Raw genomic sequence first — 14,824 nt, forward strand, 5'->3', positions numbered from 1 at the left:
GCCTCAGTCCCGCATCTTCAGCAGGCGTCCGGCGCTCGAGACCTCGATCGTGGTCATGATGATCCGCGCGATGTGATGGAAGCTCACCAGCGCCGGGTTGGCCGCGAGGCTGAGCGCGATCACCGACATTTCGGCCACGCCGCCCGGGGCGAAGCTGATGAAGAGGTGCAGGAAGGCGATTCCCGTCAGCATGTGCAGGATCACCGCAAAACTGCCGCCGAGCAGCAGCATGTAGACGACGGACAGCACCGCGAGCCAGGCGCAGCGGCGCAGGAGGGCCATATCCGTGCCGTGAAAGCGCAGGCCCAGCGTCACGCCGATCACCATCTGTGCGAGCGCGATCAGCCAGACGGGCAGGTGCAGGTCCACGACGCCGGTCACCGTGCAGGTGGCCGCGATGAGCAGCGGTCCCGTCAGCTGCGCTGCGGGCAGGTGGATGCGGTGGGCGACCGCCAGACCGGCTCCGGCTGCCGCGAAGATAAGCAACACGTTCCAGAGGCTTGCCTCGCCCTGGCTGCTGGCGGCGCGCATGCCCGCGGCGCTACCCACGGGCTCGCCCACCCAGAGCGAAAGCCCCAGCGGCAGGAAGGTGATGACGAGGATGATGCGCAGGAACTGTTGCGCGGTCAGGATGCGCGTGTCGGCCCCGGCGCCTTCGCCAAGCATGATGCTTTCCATCAGGCCGCCAGGCGTGGCCGCGTAGAAGGCCGTAGCACGGGAGTAGCCGCCGATGCGCCGGAAGATCAGCGCGTTGCCGCCGTGCGCCATCACCACGAAGAACGCGAGCCCCACCATGGTCACAGGCAGTTCCCCGGCGAGGCCGGCAAGCTCGGGTGTAACCTGCGTGCCGATCATCACGCCGATGAGGGCAACGAAGACGACGCGCAGCTGTTCGGGAAAGACGTAGGTTTCGAGTGTGCGCGGCCTGACGAAAAGCACCAGCGCGCCCGAGGCGATGAGGCTGCCCAGCATCCAGGGCATCGGCAGGCCGAGCCAGACCGCGAGCCCGCCGCCCGTGGCGCCGAGCGAGAGCATCACACATGTGGTGAGGAGGAATGCGGTGGAAAACCGGCCCATTGCGCCGTCCTACGCCGATGCGCGGGGGGAGGCAATCCGCGCTTGGCACGGTCTCGGCGCGGCTTAGCTTGGCCTTCATGAGTGCCCCCGTCTTCATCGGTTCGACCATCTACCGCGGCTCGCGCTACGGGCGACTGCATCCGCTGTCGATCGAACGGGTCCCGGCGGTGATCGACCTGGCGCGCGCGCTCGGCTGGCTGCCCGAGGGGCGCTACCTCACCAGCCCGCGCGCCAAGCCTGCGGCGCTCACGGGGTTCCACGATCCCGATTACCTAGCGGCGCTGCAACGGGCCGAGGCCGAGGGGCAGGTTACGGATGCGGTCCGCGAGCGTTACGGGCTCGGGACCCTGTCGAACCCGGTATTTCCCGAGATGTACCGCCGCCCGGCGACCGCCGCGGGTGGCGGCTTGCTTGCGGCCGAACGGGTGGCGCAGGGCGGCGTGGTCTACAACCCCGGCGGCGGCACCCATCACGGGCTGCCGGACCGCGCCTCGGGCTTCTGCTACGTGAACGAACCGGTGGTGACGATCCAGCGCCTGCTGGCGATGGGCCTGAGCCGTGTGGCCTACGTCGACATCGACGCGCACCACGGCGACGGGGTGGAGCTGGCCTTCGCGGGTTCAAGCCGCGTGCGGATGATATCGGTCCACGAGGAAAACCGTTGGCCGCGTACGGGGTTGCTGACGGACGACGCGGGCGGGGCGGCCTTCAACCTGCCCGTGGGGCGGGGCTTCAACGACACCGAGTTCGCGCTGGTGCTGGAAGAGCTGATCCTGCCCGTGGTCGAGGATTTCGCGCCCGAGGCCGTGTTCCTCCAGTGCGGCGCCGACGCCCTGACCGAGGACCCGCTGTCGCGGCTCGCGCTGTCGAACAACAGCCACCGCGCGGCGGTCCGGGCGCTGCGCGGCCTGAGCCCCCGGTTCATCGTGTCGGGTGGCGGCGGCTACAATCCGTGGTCGGTCGCGCGCTGCTGGACCTCGGTCTGGGGCGAGCTTTCGGGGCAGGACGTGCCCGACGTGCTGCCCCCGGCGGCGCAGGCGCTTCTGCGTGGCCTTGTCTGGGCTCGCAAGGGGCGGCCGAACGCGGCGCTGCTGACCACCTTGCACGACGCCCCGCGCGAGGGGGAGGTCCGCGACACACTTCGCGCAGACGTTGAACGTCTGGCTGCAAGGATCTGATCTAGCGGGGAAATCTTGGAGCGGGTAGCGGGAATCGAACCCGCGCGTTCAGCTTGGGAAGCTGACAGGCTACCATTACATCATACCCGCCCGTGGACGCCTGACATAAGGCCGCAGACGGTCCTTCGTCAAGCGTCAAAACGGGGTGCTCCGCGGCGGAATCCTCAGGCTCGGCGACGCCGCCTCCGGCCCCCTTTCTCGTCCCCGCCTGTGTTGAAGCTAACCATGGGCAGCGGCACGATCTGCGACAGTTCCGGGAAGGGGTCGGTCGCGTGCGGGATCGCGTTGGCGGCCACGAAATGCTCCTGGAAGCGCGGCTCGATGGCGGTCTCGACCTTGGTGATTTCGCCTACCACGCGCTCGATCTCGCGACGGGCGGCGCGGTTGCAGAGCGCGATGCGCGCGCCGGTCCCGGCGGCGTTGCCCGCGCTCGTGACCTTCTCGAGCAGAACGTCGGGGATCATGCCCAACACCATGGCGTGCTTGGGCGAGATATGCGCGCCGAAGGCCCCGGCCAGCACCACGCGGTCGACCTTGTCGACGCCGCGTTCGTCCATCAGCAGCCGGGCGCCCGCGTATAGCGCCGATTTTGCCAATTGAATCGCGCGGATATCGCCCTGCGTGACGGTGATGCGCGGACCGCCATGCGCGGTGCCGTCGTGGATCAGGTATTCATGGGTGCGGCCCTCGGCCACGCAGCGCGGGGTGCCTACCTGCTCGGCGGACCCGATCAGCCCCGAGGGGTCGAGGATGCCGGCCATGCGCATCTCGGCCACGGCTTCGATGATGCCCGATCCGCATATGCCGGTGATGCCCAGCCGTTCGGCGGCCTTGGCGAAACCCGGCTCGTCGGACCAGAACTTGCTGCCGATGATGCGGAACTTGCATTCCTTGGTCTCGGGATCGATCCGAATGGCGTCGATGGCGCCCGGCGCGGCGCGCTGGCCCGAGCTGATCTGCGCGCCCTCGAAGGCAGGGCCGGTGGGCGAGGAGCAGGCCAGAACGCGGTCGCGGTCGCCGAGCAGGATCTCGGCATTGGTGCCCACGTCGACGACGAGCACGAGGTCGTCGGACTTGCCCGGCTCCTCGGCCAGCGCCACGGCGGCGGCGTCGGCGCCCACGTGGCCCGCGATGCAGGGCAGCACGTAGATCTGTGCCGAGCCGGGAAGGGCGGTCAGCCCCATCTCGACCGACCGCAGGTGCAGCGACGACGAGGTGGCGAGCGCGAAGGGCGCCTGTCCGAGCTCCACAGGGTCGATGCCCAGCAGCAGGTGGTGCATCACCGGGTTGCAGACGAAGACCGCCTCGAGGATCTGGCCGGTCTCGATCCCGGCCTCGGCGGCGATTTCCTCGGTCAGCGTGTCGATGGCCTCGCGCACGGCGGCTGTCATCTCGGCTGCGCCGCCCTCGTTCATCATCGAGTAGGAGACGCGGGACATCAGGTCCTCGCCGAAACGGATCTGCGGGTTCATGATCCCGGAGGAGGCCACCACCTCACCCGTGTCGAGGTTCGTCAGGTGCGCGGCGACGGTGGTCGAACCGAGGTCGATGGCCAGCCCGAAGATCCCGGTCTCATGCAGTCCGGGCCATGCCGTCACCAGCCGCGCGCGGGCGTGGTCGTCGGGCTTGTGCAAGGCGACGGTGATTTTCCAGTCTCCTTTGCGCAGGATAGGTTGCAATAAGGCAAGTGTGGAAAACTCTGTGGATATATCCTCCACGCCCCACTGGGCCTTGAGCGCCCGGGCGACGCGTTCCAGATCGCCCGTGGGTTCGTGCATGTCGGGTTCCTGCACCTCGATGTAGTAGAGCCGCGTGGCAGGGTCCATCTCGATGGCGCGCACGGCAGCGGCCTTGCGCACGACCTGCCGGTGGACCTGGCTTTCGGGGGGCACGTCGATGACCACGTCGCGCTGGATCGTGGCCTGGCAGCTCAGCCGCCGCCCGGCCTTGAGCCCACGCTTCTGGTCGTAGCGTTCCTCGACCTTGTTCCACTCCGACAGCGCGTCCTGTTCGACCGTCACCCCGTGCTTGGAGAACTGCCCGTAGGCGGGGGCGACCTGGCACTTGGAGCAGATGCCGCGCCCGCCGCAGACGGAGTCGAGATCGACGCCGAGCTGGCGCGCGGCGGTGAGGACGGGGGTCCCCGCCGGGAAGCGGCCACGCTTGCCGGAGGGGGTGAAGACCACGAGGGGATCCTGGGACATGAAGGCTCCTGTTCCGGATGTTCGGGCACCATAGCGATTGGCGAGCGGAGTAAAAGCGCCGGCGCGGCGCGACGCGGTCCGGCAGCGTCATGTGCGCCCGAATGCCTAGCCTTCGTCCAGCCAGCGCAGGATTTCGCCGCGGTTCCCGTCGAGATCGGGCGCGGGGCCGCGCGTCGTGGGGTCGACTGCATCTGTCATCTTGATCGGGTTGCCGGCGGCCTTGTAGGCGGCGCGCCCATTCCGGTCCAAAACGTCGACGACCATGTTGCGCGCGATGATCTGCGGGTCCTTCATGGTCTGGTCCACGGTCTGGATCGGCCCCGTGGGGATCCCTGCCGCGGTGAGCTTGGCGATCCAGTGGCTGCGGGTGTTCTCGAGGGTGACAGCCTCGATCAGGCGCTTGAGAAGGCGGGCGTTGTCGCAGCGCTTGGGATTGGTGGCAAAGCGTTCATCGTCCGAGATGGGAAGCTGCAGTGCGATGCAGAGCTTCTCGAAAAGCTTGTCGTTGCCGGCGGCGATCACGAAAAGCCCGTCGGAGGCGTGGAACGTCTCGAAGGGGGTGATCGACGGGTGGCGCGCGCCGGACGGGCCGGGGGGCTTGCCGGTGACCGAGCTGATGGCCACGGCGTGTTCGAGGATGGCCAGTTGCGAATCCAGCATTGAGACGTCGATCTTGCGGCCCCGCCCGCTGCGATCCCGGTCGAGCAGTGCCGCGAGGATGCCCTGGGCCAGGAACATGCCTGCCACGATGTCCCCGATCGAAGCGCCCACGCGGACCGGGTCGCGGCCTTTCTCACCGGTGATGGACATGACCCCGCCGCGGGCCTGCACGACCATGTCGTAGGCGGGGCGCTTGGCGTCGGGGCCGGTGTGGCCGAAGCCCGAAACAGCGCCGTAGACGAGGCGGGGGAAGGCGGCGTGCAGATCGCTCCAGCCATAGCCGAGACGCTCCATCACGCCCGGTCGGTAATTCTCGACCAGCACGTCCGCGCGCGCGAGAAGCCGTTCGAAGACAGCGCGGTCGGAGTCGTCCTTGAGGTTGAGCGCGATGCTCTGTTTGCCGTGGTTGATGGCGGCGAAATACGCGGACTTTCCGTCCTTGAAGGGCGGAAAGGTGCGGGTGTCGTCGCCGCCGTTGGGCGGCTCGACCTTGATGACCTTGGCCCCCATGTCCGAGAAGGTCATGGTGCAGTAGGGTCCGGCAAGCACGTGCGTCAGGTCGAGGATCGTGTATCCGGACAGGGGGAGGGTCATCACGTTGGCTCCTTCATTGCCGCTTTGCAGCATACCAACGTGAGGAAACCGTTACCGCAAGAGTTGAATGCGCGTCGAATTCAGAACGTCACACGTGCGCTGCGGCCCTGCACGGCTCAGTCTTCGGCGTCGGAACCGTAGAGCGGCACCGTGGAAATCGCGACCTTGGCCGAACCGTCGGCCAGTTCTGCGGCATGCGAGACGTAGATGAGTGTCTGGTTGGCCTCGTCCCAGATGCGCTTCACCCGAAGCGACTTGAACACCAGCGAACGGGAGGTGCGGAAGACGTCTTCGCCGCCTTCGGACCGGTCGATGTCGCCGACGGTGATCGGTCCCGTCTGCCGGCACGCGATCGAGGCATTGGAAGGGTCTTCGAACCAGTTGCCCTTGGACAACCGGTCGATGAATCCGCGGTCGAAATAAGCGATGTGACAAGTCACACCTTCGACATCGGGGTCGGCAATGGCCTCGATCTTGATGTCATTGCCGACCCAGTCGACGCCGATCTCGCCCACTTCCTCGGACAGGGCGGGGGTGGCACAAAGTGCCAGGGCAAGGGCGGCGCGCAACATGGCAGGTGATCCTTCTTAGAATGTCACCCGGCCGTGTTCCCCGGTGTCGGGGGTGTCCTTGGTGACGTTGGACTTGGCAATCTCGTAGAGATAACCCGCGCCGCTCTCGGTTGCCCAGACCTCCGCGTCATGCGGGGTGAATTTCACCAGGCGGATGGTGTTGTCGTCGCGGCCCTCGGGGAACCACGCGGCGGCCATGGCGCTCCACATGTCGTCGAGCTTCTTGCTGTCGCCGGATTCGTCGAGCTTGCCCCAGACGTTGGCGTAAAGGTTCGCCTTGGGATCGGCGACGTGGAATGTGGCTTCGCCGCCGGACTTGGCCGCGCGATCCGCGGCAGAGCCGGCAGCCGCGATGAAGAAGATCGCGTTTTCGTCCTTGTAGGCCTGCGGCGCCATGGGAACCGGGCGCTCGCCATCGGCCATCAGCAGGCCGGCTTGCACGTCGTCGATACGTTTCCAGAATGCGTCTTGAAGCTTGGTCATGTTGCTCTCCTTATCGGTCTGCACGGGCAACGGTGCGGCGGGCGCACCGGTTCCGAGGGCAGCGTAACGGCAGCGGCAGATGACGGAGGGGTGAGGCAGGCCATGGCGCGATGGGCGATCTGGACGCCGGTGTTTCTTCTGGCCGCCCTGGCCGGCCTGCTCGGCTATCGGCTGGGGCGGCAGGCCGTGACGATGACAGAGAGCGACGCGATCGCGGTCTTTGCCGCGCGCTACCTGCAACAGTCCGGTCCGGGCGCGCGCCCGAGCGACTGCACCGCGATGCCGGGTGAGGAGGCCTGGCTTGTCGTGCGCTGCGGACGGCGGGGGCTCTACCGTGCGTATTGGGTCAGCCGCACGGGCGGCTTGATTCGCGAGGCGGGGCCGGGACCTGCGGGCACACTGGGGATCGGCGGGACGGCGCCGCGTATCTGAGCGACGCGCTTAGGCGCCGTCGCGTCAGGCGTGTCGTGGTTATGGGCGGAAGGCTTCGCGGGGTGCTATGGCTGTGTCAAAGGGATTTCAGGGCGGGAGAACGCGATGAGGAGCAAGGTGACGCAGGCGATGCGTTCGGAGGCGCGGGCATGAGCGGGGTGGTCCTGCACCACGTGCCGTTCTCGCGCTCCTTCCGGGTGCTCTGGCTTCTCGAGGAGCTGGGGATCGAACGGCAGATCGTGGATTACGACATCCGCGACGGGTCCATGCGCAAGGGGGCGCTGCCGGGCATGTCACCCGCTGCGCGTGTACCCGCGCTTGAGATCGACGGGATGACGCTCTTCGAATCCGGAGCCATCGTCGAATACCTCTGCGAAACGCGGCGCGAGGCCGGGCTTGCGCCGATGCCGGGCGATCCCGAGCGGGCGGAATACCTGCAGTGGGTTCACTATGCCGAGACGATGGGCACGCTGGTCGAGCAGCTCAACATCAACCGCATCTTCCTGCGCGATCCGGCACAGGCAAGTGCGACGGTGATCCGGCTGACGACGGCCCGGCTGCGTGCGACGCTGATGGGGATGGAGGCGCGGCTGCAGGGTGACTGGTTGCTGAGCGGCTTTTCGGGGGCGGACGTCATGATGGGCTTCAACCTGTTCGCGGCGCCCTATTTCGTGAAGTTCGACGAGTTTCCGAAGCTTTCGGAGTACCGCGAGCGGCTGTCGGCACGGCCCGCCTTCGTCCGGGCCCGCGAGGTCGACGGGCAGCAGCGCTTTTACGACCGCGACTTCTACCCGCTGCCCGAGGCGACCTGAGCACTCGACGATGACGGCCCAGATCGGTCATCTTTTCGTGACGCTGAGCTTCGGGCTGGTGTTCTTCCAGCTGGCCCTGATCGCCGGTGCGCCGCTGGGCAGCTTCACGCAAGGCGGGCGCGACCCGGGCGTATTGCCATGGAGGAGCAGGGCGCTCGCCGCGCTGTCCATCCCGGTCCTCGTCTTTTGCGCGCTGGCGGTGCTGTCTGCCGCGGGCTTCGCCGGCGGCTTCTGGCCACGGTGGACAGCCTGGGCTGCTCTGGGTGTAACCGGTTGTTCCACCGCGCTGAACCTGCTCTCGCCCTCGGCTGACGAACGGCGTGTGATGGGACCTTTGGCGATCGTCATGACCGCGCTTGCCGCCTATGTGGTGGTCGTCGGACCCTGATGTGATCACATATCGGGCACGGGCACTGACCGCGGGCAGGGCGCATCCTTTTGTCGCGCTGCCCGGGGTAGGCGCAAACCCTTGGCCAGCGCAGTATTTTACCCTCTGGCAATAAATCCGCCGCAGGTTGACCCGCAGGTGGAGCGGCGATAGATCACAACGCAACCGTTCCGGCCAGTCCGGTACGTTCCGGCCAGCCGCCGCGGGCGGCCCGCAAGAAGGAGCTTTCCCTTGGAAGACCTGCTCAGGGAATATTTGCCGATCCTCGTGTTTCTCGCCATCGCCATCGGTCTGGGCCTCGTGCTCGTGCTCGCGGCCGTGATCCTCGCGGTGCGCAACCCCGACCCGGAGAAGGTGAGCGCCTACGAATGCGGCTTCAACGCCTTCGACGATGCACGGATGAAGTTCGACGTGCGCTTCTACCTCGTGTCGATCCTGTTCATCATCTTCGATCTTGAGATCGCCTTTCTCTTCCCCTGGGCCGTGGCCTTCCAGGACGTGAGCATGGCCGGTTTCTGGTCGATGATGCTGTTCCTCGCGGTGCTGACGGTCGGCTTTGCCTATGAATGGAAGAAAGGGGCACTCGAATGGGAGTGAATGATCCCGAAGCAGGCGTCGAGAATCCCGATGTCACCGATGTCCGCGGCGAGGGCGAGCAGACCCCCCGCGTGAAATCCGGCCCCTCGGCGCGCGCGCCGCTCGAGGCCGAGGCCCCGGGCTTCGACCGCGATCCCGTCTCGCAGACGCTGAACCGCGAACTGCAGGACAAGGGCTTCCTGCTCACCTCGACCGAGGATCTCATCAACTGGGCGCGCACCGGCTCACTCCATTGGATGACCTTTGGCCTCGCGTGCTGCGCGATCGAGATGATGCACACCTCGATGCCACGCTACGACGCCGAACGCTTCGGTATCGCGCCGCGCGCCACGCCGCGCCAGGCCGACCTGATGATCGTCGCGGGCACGCTGACCAACAAGATGGCGCCCGCGCTGCGCAAGGTCTTCGACCAGATGCCCGAGCCGCGCTACGTGATCTCGATGGGGTCCTGCGCGAACGGCGGCGGCTACTACCACTACAGCTATTCCGTGGTGCGCGGCTGCGACCGCGTGGTGCCGGTGGACGTCTATGTGCCCGGCTGCCCGCCGACCGCCGAGGCGCTGCTTTACGGCATCATGGCGCTGCAGAAGAAGATCCGCAGGACAGGGACGCTGGTGCGATGAGCGAGCTTCTGAACGAACTGGGCGGCCACATCGAAGCCAAGCGCCCCGACTGCGTCGCCAGCTGGGAAGTCGCCTACGGCGAGCTGACCGTGAACGTTGCCCTGTCGAACATCGTGGGGCTGGTGGAATTCCTGCGCACGGACCCGAGCTGCCGCTTCACGTCGCTGGTGGACATCACCGCCGTCGACCACCCCGAGCGGCCCAAGCGGTTCGACGTGGTTTACCACTTCCTGAGCATGTACCAGAACCACCGCATCCGTCTGCGGGTCGCGGCGCGCGAGGATGACATGATCCCGTCGATCACGGGCATCCACCCTTCGGCCAACTGGTTCGAGCGCGAGGTCTTCGACATGTTCGGCCTGCTCTTCACCGGGCACCCGGACCTGCGCCGCATCCTGACGGACTACGGTTTCCGCGGCTACCCGCTGCGCAAGGACTTCCCGACCACGGGCTATACCGAGGTCCGCTACGACGAGGAGCAGAAGCGGGTGATCTACGAACCCGTGAGTCTCGTGCAGGAATACCGGCAGTTCGATTTCATGTCGCCCTGGGAAGGGGCCGACTATATCCTGCCCGGCGACGAGAAGAGCGAAGAGGCCAAGGGATGAGACGGGCTGCCGCGCAGACCGCGCTTCCCGGCCCCCGATGCGAGGAAAAGGCCCGATGATGGACGGCTCCAAGACATTCGGCGACGCCGAGACCGAAGAACAGCAGATCCGGAACTTTAACCTGAACTTCGGGCCCCAGCACCCGGCGGCCCACGGGGTTCTTCGGCTTGTTCTGGAACTTGACGGCGAGATCGTCGAGCGGGTCGACCCCCACATCGGCCTGCTGCACCGCGGCACCGAGAAGCTCATGGAGAGCCGCACCTATCTCCAGAACCTGCCCTACCTGGACCGGCTCGACTACGTCGCGCCGATGAACCAGGAGCACGCGTGGTGCCTGGCGATCGAGAAGCTGACCGGCACGGTGATCCCGCGCCGCGCCTCGCTGATCCGGGTCTTGTTCTCGGAAATCGGCCGCATCCTGAACCACCTGCTGAACTGCACCACGCAGGCCATGGACGTGGGCGCGCTGACACCGCCGCTCTGGGGCTTCGAGGAGCGAGAGGATCTGATGATCTTCTACGAGCGCGCCTGCGGCGCCCGTCTGCACGCGGCCTACTTCCGGCCCGGCGGCGTCCACCAGGACCTGCCTCCCGACCTGATCGACGATATCGAGCAATGGGCCGACGAGTTCCCCAGCAAGCTCGACGACATCGACAACCTGCTGACCGAGAACCGGATCTTCAAGCAGCGCAACGCCGACATCGGCATCGTGACCGAGCAGGACATCCAGGATTGGGGCTTCTCTGGCGTCATGGTCCGCGGCTCCGGCCTTGCATGGGACCTGCGCCGCGCACAGCCCTATGAGTGCTACGACGAGTTCGACTTCCAGATCCCGGTGGGCAAGAACGGCGACTGCTACGACCGCTACCTCGTCCGCATGGAGGAGATGCGCCAGTCGACCAGCATCATCAAGCAGTGCATCGCGAAGCTGCGCGAGGAAGGCCCGGGCGACGTGATGGTCCGCGGCAAGCTGGCACCGCCGAAGCGGACGGACATGAAGACCTCGATGGAGGCCCTCATCCACCACTTCAAGCTTTATACCGAGGGTTTCCGCGTGCCCGAGGGCGAGGTCTACGCCGCCGTCGAGGCGCCCAAGGGCGAATTCGGCGTCTACATGGTCTCGGACGGCACCAACAAGCCGTACCGCGCAAAGCTGCGAGCCCCGGGCTACCTGCACCTTCAGTCGATGGATTACATGTGCAAGAACCACCAGCTGGCCGACGTGGCCGCGATCCTCGGGTCGCTCGACATCGTGTTCGGGGAGGTCGACAGGTGAAAGCAACTTACCCGCTGATGGCGGCCGCCGCGCTGGCGCTGGCTGCCTGCGCCATGCCGCCCGAGGACGTGACCGAGGAAGACCTTGCGAATTTCGACGCCGCCGTGGCCTCGGTGGGCTGCACGCTGCGCGACGAGCGCCAGTACCAGCCCGTCGAGCTGCAAACCGGCCTTCCGCGCAACAAGGTCATCGAGATCGCGGCCTACCGCATCGACACCGAAGACGCCGTTCGCCTTGATGAGGGCGGAGTGCGGCTGCTGACCGGGTCCTGTGCGCCGACCGCGCAGCCGGCAGAGCCCGAGGCAGAGGTGCCCGAGGCCTGAACGGCCTGAGAGGAATTGAGGGCCGCCGGGCGGCCCGGAAGATGGGACGACAGAATAATGCTTCGCCGACTGCACCACGAACAGCCTGAAAGCTTCGCCTTCACTTCGGCCAACCACGCTTGGGCCGAGGCGCAGATCACCAAGTACCCTGCGGGGCGTCAGGCCAGCGCGATCATTCCGTTGCTGTGGCGCGCACAGGAGCAGGAGGGCTGGCTGACCCGTCCCGCGATCGAACACGTCGCCGAGATGCTCGACATGGCCTACATCCGGGCGCTCGAGGTCGCGACCTTCTACTTCATGTTCCAGCTTCAGCCGGTGGGCAGCGTCGCGCATATCCAAATCTGCGGCACCACCTCCTGCATGATCTGCGGGGCCGAGGATCTGATGGCGGTCTGCAAGGACAAGATCGCCGCGAATCCGCACGAGCTTTCGGCAGACGGCAAGTTTAGCTGGGAAGAGGTGGAATGCCTTGGCGCCTGTGCCAACGCGCCCATGGCCCAGATCGGCAAGGACTACTACGAGGACCTGACCGAGGAGAGCCTTGGCAAGCTGCTCGACGATCTCGCCGCCGGCAAGGTGCCGACGCCGGGGTCGCAGACGGGTCGGTTCGCGTCCGAGCCCGCCAGCGGCCAGACGAGCCTGACGGAATACGTGAACGCATCTATCAAGATGAACGCTTCAGCGCAGCTTGCGACCGACATCGGCGACACGATCAAGCGCATTGATGGGACCGAGGTGCCGCTGCGCGCGCCTTGGGGCGACCAGTCCGGTCGCCGCGGCGATGCTGAACCAGGTCCGGGCCCCGCGGTGTCCGAGGACGAGCCGATCGACGAGACCGGCATCGATAAGCGCGAATCCACTGCTGACACCAAGGGCAAGCCGCCGAGCAATGCTCAGGCGGCCGAGCAGACCTCGAGCATCGACGGCAGCAAGGTCGAGGAATCGACCGAAGCGGCGGAGGTCTCGGACGAGGAAGTGGGCGTGAAGCCCGCAGCGCTCGACGCGCCCGAGGGTGGCAAGGCCGACGATCTCAAGAAGATCAAGGGCGTCGGACCCAAGCTCGAGCAGAGCCTCAACGGCATGGGTTTCTACCATTTCAGCCAGATCGCGTCCTGGACGCCGGAGGAAGTGGCCTGGGTCGATGACAATCTCGAAGGCTTCAAGGGCCGCGCGACGCGCGACGACTGGGTTTCGCAGGCCAAGGAGCTTGCATCGGCGGACAAGACGTAATCCGCTTGCCGTGCTAGGTGTCGTCCCCGGAGGACGGACTTGCACGGAAAAGGGGAGTGGGACCGATGCAGAATGGAATATCCGGGTTGAGCTGCAACGCGAAGGTCTGGGGGGCCGGCGGGATCGCCGGTGTCGTGATCTTCTTGTTGCTCGTTCTGGTCGGCGTAGGTGCCTTCCTTGCGTTTCTTGTCGGCGTGCTGATCTGCGTCGGCGGCGGCATCGCCGGGCGCAACCTCTACTGCACCGAGGGCGGCGCACTCGCTGAATTCGGCAGCGCCGCCACGCCCGAAACTCCCGAGGCGCCCGAGCCGGGCCCAGCACCTGAACCCGTTCGCGGGCCCGAGCCTGCCACCGCCCCCGAGGCGGCAGCGTACCCCGGGCCATCGGAGGCGGAGTCCGAGACAACGGGTCAACCGGCCGAAGTGGGGCCCGCACCGGCAGAAGAGGTGCCCGGTTCCGCCGCGACGGCGACGCCCGAGGCGCAGGCCGAAGTGCTCGAGGGCGAGGCTTCCAGGCCCGAGACGCTCGCGGGACCGCGCGCGGGGCAGGCCGACGACCTCAAGCAGCTCAAGGGACTGGGCCCCAAGCTGGAAGAGTCGCTGAACGCAGCGGGCATCTACCATTTCGACCAGATCGCCGCGTGGTCCGCGGACGAGGTGGCCTGGGTCGAGGATAACGTCGATGGCGTGCGGGGGCGGGTGACCCGGGACGACTGGGTCGAACAGGCCCGCGCGCTGACCGCGACACCCCAGGGATGATCGCAATGTGAACCGGTTTCAGGCGGGCTCTCCCGCCTGCGACCCTGGCGGGCCTTGCCAGAGAACACGCAACATGCGAGGCCTGCCTACGGCACTGTTGGGGAGGAACGGCGCTTTTGCGGCGTACCATGCCGGTCGCCGGAGGTGACAAAGGAGCGAGACTGTGACCATGACGACCCCGATTTCCGCGATGACCGAGAGCTTTGCCCCCGTCATCCGCCTGATGGAGTACCAGAACCGCCTCGCGTGGGAGACGACCGAAGCCATGATGCGCTTCGCGATGATGCCCTGGCAGGGGTTCACCTCGAAGGCCGGGTTCGGATCGATCTGCGCGCCCGCCGGCGTCCAGCGCAAGGCGGTCGAGACGGTCGAAGAAACGACCGCCAACGTGGCCGAGACGGTCGAGGAAGTCGTTGAGGAAGCGACCGCGACGACCGAGGCCAATGCGGAGAAGGTCGCCGAGACCGCGGCGGAAATGACGGCGGAGACCGTCGAAGCCGCTGGTGCCGAGGCCGAAACGGCGGTTGCGGCGGTGAAGCCCAAGGGGCTCGATGCGCCGCGCGGCGGCGCGGCCGACGATCTCAAGCAGCTCGAAGGCGTCGGACCCAAGCTGGAGGAGGCGATCAACGCGATCGGCATCTTCCACCTGGACCAGATTGCCAAGTGGACCGAGGCCGAGGTGGCCTGGGTCGATGAGAATCTCGCAGGGGTGCGTGGACGCGCCTCGCGCAACGGCTGGGTCGCGCAGGCCCGGTCGCTGGCAGGCTGACGCGCGTGTCGGCGGCGATGATGGGGCAGGACGATATCAACCGGCGGGGGCGCGCCATCGCGCTTCTGATCGCCGGAGTCGGCCTGGCCTGGATCGCCGCCACTGCGCTCGGCGCCGCGCTGGACTGGAGCCAGCGGATACGCGCGCTGTTCGATCTGGCCGCATTGGCCGGGTTCGGACTGGCGATCTGGAAGATCTACGAGCTCTGGCGCGATCGCCGGACGAACAAGGACTGAGACA

Annotated in this window: 18 protein-coding genes and 1 tRNA gene; 13 read left to right on the forward strand and 6 right to left on the reverse strand. The window is 66.8% G+C overall.

Features of this window, described 5'->3' with window-relative positions; all coding sequences use genetic code 11:
• Positions 1-3 precede the first annotated feature (3 nt).
• Positions 4-1,077, reverse strand: coding sequence for an AbrB family transcriptional regulator (locus C8N44_RS05180; protein ID WP_107975117.1), 1,074 nt, complete (start codon positions 1,075-1,077; stop codon positions 4-6).
• Positions 1,078-1,154: 77 nt separating this feature from the next.
• On the opposite strand from C8N44_RS05180, the gene C8N44_RS05185 reads away from it, so the two are divergent.
• Positions 1,155-2,255 carry an acetoin utilization protein AcuC gene (locus tag C8N44_RS05185; RefSeq protein ID WP_107975118.1) on the forward strand — a complete coding sequence of 367 codons (1,101 nt, stop codon included), beginning with the start codon at positions 1,155-1,157 and terminating at the stop codon, positions 2,253-2,255.
• A 16-nt stretch (positions 2,256-2,271) separates the two neighbouring features.
• On the opposite strand, the gene C8N44_RS05190 is transcribed toward C8N44_RS05185, so the two are convergent.
• The 5 genes from C8N44_RS05190 to C8N44_RS05210 all read right to left on the reverse strand — a co-directional run bounded on the left by C8N44_RS05190 (position 2,272) and on the right by C8N44_RS05210 (position 6,768).
• Positions 2,272-2,345: transfer RNA gene (locus C8N44_RS05190), tRNA-Gly, on the reverse strand.
• A 74-nt stretch (positions 2,346-2,419) separates the two neighbouring features.
• Positions 2,420-4,459, reverse strand: coding sequence for an ASKHA domain-containing protein (locus C8N44_RS05195; RefSeq protein ID WP_107975119.1), 2,040 nt, complete (start codon positions 4,457-4,459; stop codon positions 2,420-2,422).
• Between the two features lie 105 nt (positions 4,460-4,564).
• Positions 4,565-5,713: a CaiB/BaiF CoA transferase family protein gene (locus C8N44_RS05200; protein ID WP_107975120.1), complete on the reverse strand. Its 1,149-nt coding sequence runs from the start codon at positions 5,711-5,713 to the stop codon at positions 4,565-4,567.
• Between the two features lie 116 nt (positions 5,714-5,829).
• A complete protein-coding gene (locus tag C8N44_RS05205) occupies positions 5,830-6,285 on the reverse strand; it encodes a CreA family protein (protein ID WP_107975121.1) in 456 nt (151 codons plus the stop codon).
• 15 nt (positions 6,286-6,300) lie between these two features.
• On the reverse strand, positions 6,301-6,768 hold the full coding sequence (locus tag C8N44_RS05210) for a pyridoxamine 5'-phosphate oxidase family protein (protein ID WP_107975122.1): 468 nt from the start codon (positions 6,766-6,768) through the stop codon (positions 6,301-6,303).
• Positions 6,769-6,870: 102 nt separating this feature from the next.
• Between C8N44_RS05210 and C8N44_RS05215 the strand changes: the two genes are divergently transcribed.
• From C8N44_RS05215 to C8N44_RS05270, 12 genes are all read left to right on the forward strand, one after another.
• The gene (locus tag C8N44_RS05215; RefSeq protein WP_107975123.1) at positions 6,871-7,200 is read left to right on the forward strand and encodes a hypothetical protein; all 330 of its coding nucleotides are present in this window, start codon (positions 6,871-6,873) and stop codon (positions 7,198-7,200) included.
• A gap of 149 nt (positions 7,201-7,349) precedes the next feature.
• Entirely contained in the window at positions 7,350-8,012 is a 663-nt protein-coding gene (locus tag C8N44_RS05220; protein ID WP_107975124.1) for a glutathione S-transferase family protein, read from the forward strand.
• A gap of 10 nt (positions 8,013-8,022) precedes the next feature.
• Positions 8,023-8,400 (forward strand): hypothetical protein, encoded by a 378-nt coding sequence (locus C8N44_RS05225; protein ID WP_107975125.1) that lies wholly within the window; start codon positions 8,023-8,025, stop codon positions 8,398-8,400.
• 231 nt (positions 8,401-8,631) lie between these two features.
• Positions 8,632-8,997 carry an NADH-quinone oxidoreductase subunit A gene (locus C8N44_RS05230; RefSeq protein ID WP_107975126.1) on the forward strand — a complete coding sequence of 122 codons (366 nt, stop codon included), beginning with the start codon at positions 8,632-8,634 and terminating at the stop codon, positions 8,995-8,997.
• Positions 8,988-9,620, forward strand: coding sequence for a NuoB/complex I 20 kDa subunit family protein (locus tag C8N44_RS05235; RefSeq protein ID WP_244640993.1), 633 nt, complete (start codon positions 8,988-8,990; stop codon positions 9,618-9,620). The genes C8N44_RS05230 and C8N44_RS05235 overlap by 10 nt, the downstream gene beginning before the upstream one ends.
• Complete coding sequence (locus C8N44_RS05240; RefSeq protein ID WP_107975127.1) at positions 9,617-10,228, forward strand: NADH-quinone oxidoreductase subunit C; 612 nt, start codon at positions 9,617-9,619, stop codon at positions 10,226-10,228. The genes C8N44_RS05235 and C8N44_RS05240 overlap by 4 nt, the downstream gene beginning before the upstream one ends.
• A 58-nt stretch (positions 10,229-10,286) precedes the next feature.
• Positions 10,287-11,504 (forward strand): NADH-quinone oxidoreductase subunit D, encoded by a 1,218-nt coding sequence (locus C8N44_RS05245; protein ID WP_188758637.1) that lies wholly within the window; start codon positions 10,287-10,289, stop codon positions 11,502-11,504.
• Positions 11,501-11,827, forward strand: coding sequence for a hypothetical protein (locus C8N44_RS05250; RefSeq protein ID WP_244640994.1), 327 nt, complete (start codon positions 11,501-11,503; stop codon positions 11,825-11,827). The genes C8N44_RS05245 and C8N44_RS05250 overlap by 4 nt, the downstream gene beginning before the upstream one ends.
• Before the next feature lie 57 nt (positions 11,828-11,884).
• On the forward strand, positions 11,885-13,057 hold the full coding sequence (locus C8N44_RS05255) for an NADH-quinone oxidoreductase subunit E (protein ID WP_107975130.1): 1,173 nt from the start codon (positions 11,885-11,887) through the stop codon (positions 13,055-13,057).
• A 65-nt stretch (positions 13,058-13,122) separates the two neighbouring features.
• Positions 13,123-13,815 carry a hypothetical protein gene (locus C8N44_RS05260; protein WP_146178806.1) on the forward strand — a complete coding sequence of 231 codons (693 nt, stop codon included), beginning with the start codon at positions 13,123-13,125 and terminating at the stop codon, positions 13,813-13,815.
• 169 nt (positions 13,816-13,984) lie between these two features.
• Entirely contained in the window at positions 13,985-14,584 is a 600-nt protein-coding gene (locus C8N44_RS24095; RefSeq protein ID WP_107975132.1) for an NADH:ubiquinone oxidoreductase, read from the forward strand.
• Positions 14,585-14,604: 20 nt separating this feature from the next.
• Complete coding sequence (locus tag C8N44_RS05270; RefSeq protein ID WP_373282687.1) at positions 14,605-14,820, forward strand: DUF5337 domain-containing protein; 216 nt, start codon at positions 14,605-14,607, stop codon at positions 14,818-14,820.
• Positions 14,821-14,824 lie beyond the last annotated feature (4 nt).

The organism is Allosediminivita pacifica (genome assembly GCF_003054175.1).
Classification (GTDB): domain Bacteria; phylum Pseudomonadota; class Alphaproteobacteria; order Rhodobacterales; family Rhodobacteraceae; genus Allosediminivita; species Allosediminivita pacifica.

Bases quoted from the DNA above. Each gene is read 5' to 3' on its own strand.
- C8N44_RS05210 (WP_107975122.1), bottom strand. From the start codon at position 6,768: ATGACCAAGCTTCAAGACGCATTCTGGAAACGTATCGACGACGTGCAA.
- C8N44_RS05200 (WP_107975120.1), bottom strand. From the start codon at position 5,713: ATGACCCTCCCCCTGTCCGGATACACGATCCTCGACCTGACGCACGTG.
- C8N44_RS05220 (WP_107975124.1), top strand. From the start codon at position 7,350: ATGAGCGGGGTGGTCCTGCACCACGTGCCGTTCTCGCGCTCCTTCCGG.
- C8N44_RS05260 (WP_146178806.1), top strand. From the start codon at position 13,123: ATGCAGAATGGAATATCCGGGTTGAGCTGCAACGCGAAGGTCTGGGGG.
- C8N44_RS05240 (WP_107975127.1), top strand. From the start codon at position 9,617: ATGAGCGAGCTTCTGAACGAACTGGGCGGCCACATCGAAGCCAAGCGC.
- C8N44_RS05255 (WP_107975130.1), top strand. From the start codon at position 11,885: ATGCTTCGCCGACTGCACCACGAACAGCCTGAAAGCTTCGCCTTCACT.
- C8N44_RS05205 (WP_107975121.1), bottom strand. From the start codon at position 6,285: ATGTTGCGCGCCGCCCTTGCCCTGGCACTTTGTGCCACCCCCGCCCTG.
- C8N44_RS05225 (WP_107975125.1), top strand. From the start codon at position 8,023: ATGACGGCCCAGATCGGTCATCTTTTCGTGACGCTGAGCTTCGGGCTG.
- C8N44_RS05215 (WP_107975123.1), top strand. From the start codon at position 6,871: ATGGCGCGATGGGCGATCTGGACGCCGGTGTTTCTTCTGGCCGCCCTG.
- C8N44_RS24095 (WP_107975132.1), top strand. From the start codon at position 13,985: ATGACGACCCCGATTTCCGCGATGACCGAGAGCTTTGCCCCCGTCATC.
- C8N44_RS05180 (WP_107975117.1), bottom strand. From the start codon at position 1,077: ATGGGCCGGTTTTCCACCGCATTCCTCCTCACCACATGTGTGATGCTC.
- C8N44_RS05195 (WP_107975119.1), bottom strand. From the start codon at position 4,459: ATGTCCCAGGATCCCCTCGTGGTCTTCACCCCCTCCGGCAAGCGTGGC.
- C8N44_RS05245 (WP_188758637.1), top strand. From the start codon at position 10,287: ATGGACGGCTCCAAGACATTCGGCGACGCCGAGACCGAAGAACAGCAG.
- C8N44_RS05185 (WP_107975118.1), top strand. From the start codon at position 1,155: ATGAGTGCCCCCGTCTTCATCGGTTCGACCATCTACCGCGGCTCGCGC.
- C8N44_RS05235 (WP_244640993.1), top strand. From the start codon at position 8,988: ATGGGAGTGAATGATCCCGAAGCAGGCGTCGAGAATCCCGATGTCACC.
- C8N44_RS05270 (WP_373282687.1), top strand. From the start codon at position 14,605: ATGGGGCAGGACGATATCAACCGGCGGGGGCGCGCCATCGCGCTTCTG.